The organism is Flavilitoribacter nigricans DSM 23189 = NBRC 102662, assembly GCF_002646595.1.
GTDB lineage: Bacteria > Bacteroidota > Bacteroidia > Chitinophagales > Saprospiraceae > Flavilitoribacter > Flavilitoribacter nigricans.
Genome location: NZ_PDUD01000004.1, coordinates 261460 through 271683, shown reverse-complemented (window position 1 = coordinate 271683; position 10224 = coordinate 261460). Strand labels below are relative to the sequence as shown.

The 10224-nt window shown below is 51.9% G+C and carries 6 protein-coding genes; 2 read left to right on the top strand and 4 right to left on the bottom strand.

Annotated features, from left to right (window positions below; all coding sequences use genetic code 11):
• Nucleotides 1-124: 124 nt before the first annotated feature.
• Complete coding sequence (locus CRP01_RS04450) at nt 125-1252, bottom strand: tyrosine-type recombinase/integrase (protein WP_222845653.1); 1128 nt, start codon at nt 1250-1252, stop codon at nt 125-127.
• Nucleotides 1253-1576: 324 nt separating this feature from the next.
• On the opposite strand from CRP01_RS04450, the gene CRP01_RS04445 reads away from it, so the two are divergent.
• Nucleotides 1577-1939 carry a hypothetical protein gene (locus tag CRP01_RS04445; protein ID WP_099148801.1) on the top strand — a complete coding sequence of 121 codons (363 nt, stop codon included), beginning with the start codon at nt 1577-1579 and terminating at the stop codon, nt 1937-1939.
• Nucleotides 1940-1997: 58 nt separating this feature from the next.
• Here the strand turns inward: CRP01_RS04445 and CRP01_RS04440 are convergent, their stop codons facing one another.
• From CRP01_RS04440 to CRP01_RS04430, 3 genes are all read right to left on the bottom strand, one after another.
• Nucleotides 1998-4448, bottom strand: a complete 2451-nt coding sequence (locus CRP01_RS04440; protein ID WP_099148800.1) for a ligase-associated DNA damage response DEXH box helicase — start codon at nt 4446-4448, stop codon at nt 1998-2000.
• A gap of 197 nt (nt 4449-4645) precedes the next feature.
• A complete protein-coding gene (locus CRP01_RS04435) occupies nt 4646-7297 on the bottom strand; it encodes an ABC transporter permease (RefSeq protein ID WP_099148799.1) in 2652 nt (883 codons plus the stop codon).
• Nucleotides 7294-7626 carry a PadR family transcriptional regulator gene (locus CRP01_RS04430; RefSeq protein WP_099148798.1) on the bottom strand — a complete coding sequence of 111 codons (333 nt, stop codon included), beginning with the start codon at nt 7624-7626 and terminating at the stop codon, nt 7294-7296. The genes CRP01_RS04435 and CRP01_RS04430 overlap by 4 nt, the downstream gene beginning before the upstream one ends.
• Nucleotides 7627-8207: 581 nt before the next feature.
• Here CRP01_RS04430 and CRP01_RS04425 point away from each other — a divergent pair.
• Nucleotides 8208-9932 (top strand): PQQ-dependent sugar dehydrogenase, encoded by a 1725-nt coding sequence (locus CRP01_RS04425; protein ID WP_170110220.1) that lies wholly within the window; start codon nt 8208-8210, stop codon nt 9930-9932.
• Nucleotides 9933-10224: the final 292 nt, after the last annotated feature.

The following is a 10224-nucleotide window of genomic DNA, read 5'->3' as shown; positions in this document are numbered from 1 at the left end:
GTAGAGAAATTTGGTGAGAAAAAGTTTTCTCTACTAAGTTAAGGTAGGCCCTTAGCTAGCGCCGGTATCGGCGCTTTAGTTCAACATCTTTGTATCCGCCATATGGCGGATAGTAAATTGTATCTCAAGATTCATCTCCAATATCTAAAAAGTCAAGAGGACTACAAAATTTCTCCCTTGACTTCGCTGTAATATGAGTATAGATCTCTGTAGTCTTGCTGGAGCTATGGCCAAGTAAGACCTGGATATGGCGAAGATCCATCCCCTTTTCCAACAGATGCGTAGCAAAACTATGTCTAAGCGTATGGACCGTAGAAAAGGGGTTTACACCAGATGTTTTCACTGCTCGGCGAAAAACATTCTGGATACTTCGGGTACTGTATTGGCCTCCGTCTTGTCCTTCAAACAACCAATATTGTGGATTGTAGGCTTTTAAATAATCATTGATAATAGTTTTCATTTTTTCCGAAAGAACGGAAGTACGATCCTTTTTCCCTTTTCCACCCTTTATAAAAACTGTATTCCTATCGAAGTTTATATCCTCTTTACGTAAGCTGATGCTCTCGCCGATGCGTAAACCTGCACTGTAGATCAGCATCAGGATGCACCGGTGTTTAAGGTTAGTAACCGCTTCAAATAGCAGCTTAATCTCTTGTTCACTAAATACTCCTGGCAGGGAAGTACCTTTTCGTGGCCGCAATTCATAATAAGTACGTTGTTGGCCCAGTACCTTTTCATAGTAAAACTTTATGGCATTAACTGCCTGATTTTGTGTAGAATCAGACCACTTTTTCTTTGCCGAGCATTCCAGTAAAAACTTCATAATATCAGCCTTTTCCAATGTCTGCGGGTCCGAATCAGGATAATAGCTCATAAATTGGGCAAAAAAATATTTATAAGTTTTCACCGTGTTGTAGCTATATCGCTGTAATCTAAGTCGCTCCTCTAACCGAATCAGTTGATCTATATATTTTAACTTTACTGGTTCTATTTTCCCACTATCCACTTTGATCTGCTCTTTTCTTTCCCCTGGCCGCTCCGCCACCGGCAAGACCTGCCCTTCTCCAAACATTAACTTCAATTGCTCATACGCTTCCGCCGTATAAGGTATGTGCCAGCATCGCACATCCGGTGTCCAGCGGCTCCCATTTATCTGCTTCATCATACCCGGAAAGGCCCGATCAAAACCTAGTGGCTTAATACCAATCCTTTTACTACCCTCCCAATCAAGCGGAAAAACCTGGATCTTCATAGTTGCTTTTTCTTACAAAAAAGCCGACTTGCTTGACTGATTGCAAATGAATTAGCATATTTAGTGGTGGTTAACCGTTAACATCGGATCTTAACGGTTAATAACTTTTAGCTCTCTTTACGAGTGCGTTTGGGGTTTTTTCTTTGTGGCGAAAACAGTCATTTTTTTGTTTAGACGAGGGGTATTTTGAAGTGCATACCCACCTATACAGGCCCGTACCGGGAAAGGTACGGACTGAAAAATAGATGAAGTATAAACGAAAAAGTGGCGTTTGCAGTCCAATTAATAATTCCCAAACACACTCTAAACAAAACGCGCTCTACAATGACTACCACCAAACGCCGCTGCCGTTTGTGCAGATCGCCCTTTTCCGGCCGCTCGGATAAGATCTTCTGCACCATCGCCTGCAAGAATGAATACCATGTCCGCCTACGCCGGGCTACAGCCTACACCGTCCGCGAAACCGATAAGATCCTGCACCGCAATCGCTCCATCCTCCTGGAGATCATGGGCAAAAACAAAAAGCAAAAGAAGGTGGATCGCCTTATCCTCGAAAAGAAAAAGTTCCGTTTTCACTACCTGACCGGATTTTACGTCAATAGCAGAGGTAAAACCTATCATTACGTGTATGACTTTGCCTGGATGACATTCTCCGATCAGGAGGTGCTGATCATCCGGCGGGCGTAAGCCGCTTCACGATTTGGCTATTGGAAAATCCTTATTGGCCCGGTTAAACCGGATCACACTACCGCACACCGTCAAAGGTCATCCGACGGATCCGGTCCGCCAGTTTTTCGGAGCTCAGTCGCTCCCGGAGGCGATCTACCAGGATGGGAAATGAAAAAGGAGTGAATTTAGGTGGTCGCTGTAGCAGGATCTCCTGTTCACTGATCCGTTCCAGCGCCCGGCGCAGTCGGGCTTCCTCCAGCTGAAAGGTTTGTACTTCTTCGTAGGCCTGGAGCAGCAGCAGGTTATCCGGTTCGTAATCGTGGAAAACGTCAAAGAATAGTTGGGAAGACGATTGCAGGTGCTTCATTTTCTTTTGCTTTCCGGGATATCCCTTAAATACCAGACCGGCAATACCGGCAATATCCCGAAACCGACGGCGCGCCATCTCGGTCTCATTGATGCTGGCGTGGATATCGTCACTTAGATTTTCCGTAGAGAAAAGGCCTTTAGCCAGGGCCTCCTCTACCGGTATTTCCATATCGGACAGCAGTTCAAAACCGTAATCATTCATAGCGATGGAAAAGGAGATCGGCTGCAGGCGGGAGATCCGGTAAGCCAGTAAAGAGCCCATTCCTTCGTGCACGAAGCGTCCTTCAAACGGATAGACCAATAAATGGTAGCCCTCCCGACTTTTAAAATATTCGATTAGGAACTGATCTTTACGGGGAATAGCCGACCGCTCCAACTGCACTTCAAAAAGTGGTGCCAGCTTATTCAGTTCCACATCCTCCCATGCTCCCCGGTGGGCCTCATCCATTTTTTCCCGCAAAAAGGCAGAAAGCTCACTGGAAAGCGGCATGCGTCCCCCCTGCCAGGAAGGGACCTTCCCCTTGGTTGATTTACTCCGACGTACCAGTGCCGTCATCTCTTTGATCCGCACCAGTTCCAGGGCCCGCCCGGCAAACCAGAAGACATCTCCCGGTTTCAATTGAGCGATGAACCATTCCTCCACCGTACCGATATAGCTTCCCTTCAGGTATTTGATCTGCAAAGCGTCGCTTCCCACGATCGTCCCGATACTGAGTCGGTGTTGTAAAGCGGTCCGTCGACTGCTTACCTTGTACACGCCATTTTCAATATCTACCTTCTGGTATTCATCGTAAGCGTGCAGGCTGGCCCCTCCGGTGGTGATAAAATCCAGTATCCAGGCCCATTCTGCATCACTGATACTGTGGAAAGAAAAGGTGCTCCGTACTTCGGGCAGGATCTCTTCCGGCCGAAAGCCGTCGGATACCGCCAGCGTGACCAGGTACTGGACCAAAACATCGAACGAACGGATGTAAGGGATACGGCTTTCCAGGCGCTGTTCTTCTACCGCCTGCCGTAGGGCGGCCCCTTCCATCAATTCCAAACTGTGGGTGGGTACAAAGTAGATCCGGCTGGTGGCTCCCGGCTGGTGCCCGCTCCGCCCCGCGCGTTGCATAAAACGGGCAACTCCCTTTGGACTCCCAATCTGAATGACCGTCTCTACCGGACGAAAATCCACCCCCAGGTCCAGACTGGAGGTACAGACCACCGCTTTGAGCATATTGGCGTGCAGGGCATTTTCCACCCAGTCGCGCAGTTCACGGGAAATGGAACCGTGGTGCATGGCAATGGCCCCCGCCAGATCCGGCTGCACTTCCAGCAGGTTCTGGTACCAGATCTCACACTGGGCCCGGGTATTGGTAAAAATAAGTGTACTCTGACTGGCGTCGATGATCGGCAACACCTTTTCGATCATCTTCAGTCCCAGGTGCCCCGACCAGGGAAACCGCTCGATCTCATCCGGCAGTACTGATACCACCTCGATAGCTTTTGGTATATCCGCCCGAACTACCTTTACCCGGCCTTGCTGCAAACTGTCGCCCATCAGCACGGCCAGCGATTCGTCCATATTGCCGATGGTCGCGGAGATGCCCCATACTTTCAGCGCCGGGCAGATCGCCTTCAGGCGGGACAGGGCCAGTTCCATTTGCACCCCTCGTTTGGAGCCCATCAGCTCGTGCCATTCATCCGTTACCACGCATCGTAGTTCCTTAAAGAACTTTTCGTAACCTTTGCTGGCCAACAGCAGGTGCAGACTTTCCGGCGTGGTGATCAGGATCTCCGGCGGGCGGCGCTTCTGTTTCTGGCGTTCGGAGGATGAGGTATCGCCGGAGCGAATACCGACCTCCCACTGCAATCCTAGGTCCTGAATGGCCCGCTGGGCCGAAGACTGGATCTCGCGCGTCAACGCCCGAATGGGGGTGATCCAGATGGCCCGCAAGCCGTTTTGGCTACGTTCCCGGGCATCCGGGTATTCTCGCATAAATTCCAGTAAGATAGGTAGCAGCAAAGAATAAGTCTTCCCACTCCCGGTTGGCGCATTGACCAGTCCGTGGTAGCCGTCCAGATAGGCCTCCCAGGCTTCCAATTGAAATGGAAACGCCCGCCAGCCCTGTTGCCGGAACCAATCTTTCCCGATCTGTTGGAATTCCTTACTTATGACCGTTGATTTTTATGATGAACACTAGGCATAAAGGATCTTAAAATTTGCAGAAAGTAGGAGAAGGTAAAACAGAGTGCCAGGAAAAAGTATCCAACCAGGATTCACCGAATAACCATAAAATGGTTTTCAACTGCATGATCCACACATCAACACTCCAAAACATTCATACATTTCCACCTCAACACTTTAACACATCAAATGCCCTCCCGCAATGCCTCCACCGGATTCGTCCGCGCCGCTCGCATCGACTGCAGGCCGATAGAACCCAGCGTGAGTAAAAGCACCGTTAGACCAACAAGCAAAAACAGGATTGGGTTCAGCGCGATCCGGTAACTAAAACTTTCCAGCCAGCGGTGGAGCAATATCCAGGCTACCGGCCAGGCCAGCAGACTGCCGGTCAGCACCAGCAGGGAGAACCGCCGCGTGAGTAGTAAAATAACGTTGCCCGTGCTGGACCCCAGCACCTTGCGAATGCCGATCTCTTTGGTCCGGCGCTGTACGGAGAGTCGCATCAGACTAAGCAGGCCCAGCCAGGCGATCCCAATCCCGAAGAGAGACGCCCAGTTAAGTACCCGGCCCCAGCGTTTTTCCTCCGCGTATTTGGCGGCCAGTACCTCGTCGGTGAAATGGTAGGAAAATGCCTTGTCCGGCGCAATCTGCTTCCAGCTGTTTTCCAGATGCTCCAGTACGGGTTCTACCGGTCCGGGAGCGATGCGGACCACCAGTTGGTAAAGATTGGGCGGCCAGACGTAGGTAGACAGGCCCGTTACGCCCGAGGCGATCGCTTCGTCGTCCAGCGCCAGAATGAGCGGTTTGATCTGTTGGTGCAGCGAGCTGAAGTGAAAATCCCGCACTACTCCGATGATCTGATGACTGCCGGTAAATTCTTTGCCGGGGATCTGCTGACTGAAGGGATCATCCCAGCCGAAATGGCGCACCAGTCGCTCGTTGACGAGAATGGAACGGGTCGCATTCTGCTTTTCCGGATCAAACCATTTACCGGCGGCCAGTTCGATGCCCATAGTTTGCAGATAGGACTCGTCAACCTGGTTGAAGAACAGGGCTTCCTGCTCTCCGTCGGTCTGTTCAAAGACCAGTTCCGTCCAGGGTTCCCGGGCGTTATTCATGCTGGCGCCGACTTCCAGCACCCGCTGATCCTGCCGGGCCAGATAGCGAAAGCGGTCGATCAGTTGCCGGCTGGCCGCTGCGTCCGTAATGGACGGCAGCCCGATCTCCAGCAATCGTTCCTGCTCGAAACCCAGATCTTTTTGCTGAATGTACTGCATCTGGTTGCGGATGGTCACGGCCCCGATGATCAGCACGATGGACAACGCGAACTGCATGACTACCAGGCCTTCGCTGAACCAGTTCCGTCCCGCAGTTCCCCCACCCTTCTTGGCCAGCGCTTCTCCCGTCTGCTTCCGGACGATGACGGTAGACTGTAACCCACCGGTGATAAGGGCCATCACCAGCATAATTGCCAGCAAAAAGAACAGCTCCGGTACGCCCAGCGAAAACTGGAACGGACTGTCCACCAACTGACCGAAGACCGGACTCAGCGTCCAGGCCACCGCCAGACCGGCACCGCCGGCCAGCAGGCAGGTAAAAAAGGATTCGGCGATCAGCTGACCGCGCAATTGGGTACGCAGTGCCCCCAGGGTCCGCCGTACCCCGATCTCTTTCAGACGGCCCAGAGCGTGCCCGGTCGATAAGGTGATAAAATTGATGCAGGCAATGAGCACCACCAGCAGGGCCATAGCCACCATGAAGTAAAGCTTACGGGGGCTGGTATACAGGGCATTACCCACTATTTCGTCTTCCAGGTGAATGCCAGCCAGCGGTTGCAGACCGTAGAGTACCCGGTTTCTGTCCGCCGGTATAAGCTTTTCGATGACCGGGGTAAGTTGTGGCTCTACGTTTTCTCGCAAACTTTGATCATCCAGTTGAATGTAATTTTCTACCAGACCGTAATTGTAAGAAGTAAAAGCGGATAGCGGCACCACCAACTGATACTGCTCGATCGGCATCAAGAAGTCAAAAGGTAAACTGGAATAGTCCCGGCGTGCATCGATCACACCGCTGACCGTAACCGTTACGGTCGTATCATTAACGATCAGTTCCAATTCCCGCCCGATCGCTGCACCCTTACCGAAGTACTTTTCCGCCATCTCGGTGGAAAGCAGGATATCGTTCGGATCATCCAGAGCCGTGGCGGGGTTACCGGCAAGCAGTGGGAAGTCGAACATCTTCAGGAAATCGGCATCCACAAAATGAATGGTCTCATCGAAAGGTTCCGTTTCCTGCCGGACGGTGGCCGAACTGCTGGCGTAGCGACTGTAATGACGGATTCCCGGCAGGGCGGCGGCCAGATCCCGCGCCAGAGGAACCGCCGTAACGGCGCTTTGGGCCATAGACTGCCCCGTCTCTGAATTGACCACATCGTGGTAGACCCGAAAAATGGTATCCTTGTGCTTATGAAACTGATCAAAGGAGCGCTCCTTGCGGATAAAAAGAAAGGTGAGCAATACAAAAGCAATGGTGCAGGAGAGGCCGAGCAGATTGATGAACGAAAAGAACCGGTGTTTGAGCATATTGCGACCGGCTACGCGCAAATGGCTGATGAGCATTCCCATATTCACTACATTTAGGGTGATTGAATTGCGGAAAAGAATGGTGGGGTGAAACAATCGCAGCACATTCCAGGTGAACCTTCTTCCGGAGCGGCTGGGACCGTATCGTTCGCAATCCGCCTCGTACTGCTCCAGCAGGTCTCCCAGAATACCTTCGAGCAGTTCATCCGGACAGAACCATTCCAGCAGGCGTACGGACCATTTGGGCGGTTTCATAGGCTGCCGAATTTGAGGTTAGGAAGCAGTTCCCACAGCTTCATCCGTTGCTCCTGCAGTTCCCGGAGCTGGCTCTTCCCGGCGTTGGTGATCTGAAAGTAGCGCTTGCGCCGGCCTCCCCGGCTGGCCGTGGCTCCCCCCATGGCGGATCGTACTAGGCCTTTGTCTTCCAGCCGGTAGAGGGTAATGTGTACCGCACTGAGGTTTACTTTGCGGTCGAGTTGTTCCTTGACCGCTTCCACGATCGCGTTTCCGTACGCTTCTTCGCCCAGAATAGCCACCATGGTCAGCATCAGTTCTTCGAATTCTCCGAGGTATTTTTTGCCCATTTGTATATAAATTGTAAAACAAACATACTGATTTCTATACAAATTGTAAAACAAATCGAAAAATACTGCTCTTGTACGCTCTCCGCGGGAATTATCGTCTGATGTTGAGAATGCCTCCGCCAGCACTAAAAGGAGAAAACTCAAAGTGGCGGACCGGAAAGTTCCACGGATCCAAACATCCGCTGCATCCTGATACTGGCCCGGAAATCAGCACCTTCGGGTTACTGCTATGGCAATCGCATTAAAAAGGGGAGGATATAAAAAATCGGATGAAATAGCCGATAGGGAGGTCTCGCATTGTCCCAGATGCTCAATTTAGGTAATGATTTGTCGGTAGGCGGGCTGGGAAGCGGGCAAAATGCCCATAAGGGCCCGTACTGGGGGTGGGAGCCCATACGGGTTCGTACCTCTCGGGAGTCAGGTTCGTGGGAGGGATAATTTTGCCCGGCATTTTGGGTACTTTTTTGCGCAAAAAGTACTAAAGGAATTATATGCGATTGCCCTCCGGGTACTGCCCGCAACCAAAGCACTATCAACAATTTTTACTAGCTTTAACGGCTAAAACATTACGATCGACCACGATGACCACTAAAACACTTTTAACCGGCCTGTTTTTCGGCCTGCTGCTTATCGCCTGTCAACGGCAGGCTAATTATACCGCCGATGCGGAAGTCATTGCCAAAGGGCAACAACTTTTTGAGATCCAGTGTACCGCCTGCCACAATTTTCGCAGTTCGGGCATCGGTCCGAGTCTGGCCGGCGTCACAACGGAGGCCTCTCCGGAATGGCTGAAAAGCTTCATCAAAAATCCGGCGGAAATGATCGACGGCGGAGACGAACGGGCCAAAAAACTACACGAAGAATACAAGACCTATATGCCGTCTTTCGGCATGCTGGCCGAAGAAGATATCGACGCCATCCTGGCCTTTATGAATACCCACCAGGATCAGCCGGAATTACAAACTGCCGCCGACCTCGGACCGCCCCTGGAAGATCCCATTCCCGATACGGTCCCGATGTCCGACCTGGTGCTGCAACTCCGGCAGGTAGCGCTTGCACCGCCCACGGCCGAAAAGCCGCCGGTGGCCCGGATCAATAAGATGATCCCGCTGCCGGATGGTTCCCGCCAGTTTATTTCCGACCTGAACGGCATACTCTACGAAATGAAAGGCGGCGAGTTGCAGCCCTTCCTGAAGATAGCCGATCACTTCGAACATTTCATCAATCAACCGGGACTGGCCACCGGGCTGGGCAGCTATGCCTTCCACCCGGAATTTGCCGAGAACGGTATCTTCTATACCAACCACACCGAAGACCCAAAAACTTCCGCACCGGCTAATTTCACCTTCCACGACAGCATTCCCCGCAAAGTGCGCTGGGTGCTGACGGAATGGAAGATCAACGATCCGCGGGCGGCTACTTTTTCAGGCAGCAATCGCGAACTGATGCGGGTGGACATGGTTACCCAGATCCACGGCATGCAGGAAGTCACGTTTAATCCCCTCGCCCAACCCGGAGACGAGGATTACGGACTGCTCTACATCGGCATCGGTGACGGCGGCTCCGTGGAAAGTGGCTATCCCTTCCTGGTGCAGAATAAAGGTCGCATCTGGGGGAATATCCTTCGTATCGATCCGGCCGGTAACAACAGTGCCAATGGCAATTACGGCATTCCGCCCACCAATCCTTTCGTGGACGAAATGGAAATGGGTGGCCTGGGCGAGATCTACGCCATGGGCTACCGCAATCCGCACCGCATGCTTTGGGATAAGGGCGGCGACGGCAAAATGCTGGCCTCGGATATCGGTCACCACCAGATTGAAGAGCTCAATATCATCGAAAAAGGGCGCAACTACGGCTGGCCCGAACGGGAAGGAACCTTCCGCTTCGATAAGGGTGGCAATCTCGACCACGTTTACGCCCTGCCGGAGGATGATGCTTCCGCCGGGATCACTTATCCCGTCATTCAGTTCGACCACGACGAAGCGGGCGCTATTTCCAGCGGCTTCATCTACTACGGCGATCAGATCCCCGAACTGAAGGGGACCTACTTCTTCGGCGGTATCGTCAACGGACGGGTGTTCTTCACCAAAGCATCCGACCTGGCCCTGGGCAAACAGTCTCCTTTCCGCGAAGCCGGCGTCCGGCTGGAAAACGGTGAATTGACCACCTTCCGCGATCTGACCGGTATCAACCGGGTCGATCTGCGCTACGGTTTCGATGCCGAAGGGGAAATGTACATTTACACCAAAGCGGATGGGAAGATCTATAAGATCGTCGGCATTGATAGTACGCCGATGATGTGAGGAAAGGAAAGATTGGAGGTGTAGTTATGCTGTCTAAATGAATTGAAAATTCCCGGATACACTATGTTCCGGCGCTTTTTTAGATCCATCAATTTACCATTGGGTAGCATTTGGAATATCCACCATCTGGTTAGGTGGGTCGGCCATTGGACAATTTTGTGGGTGCCCGTACGGGTTCCTTCCTCTCGGGTGCCGGCCTGGAATAAAGCATTAAATTGTCCAGATTTTTTGGTGGCTTTTTTATCGAAAAAAGTTACAGGACTAAAGTTCAACAGAATTTCCCTAATCTACC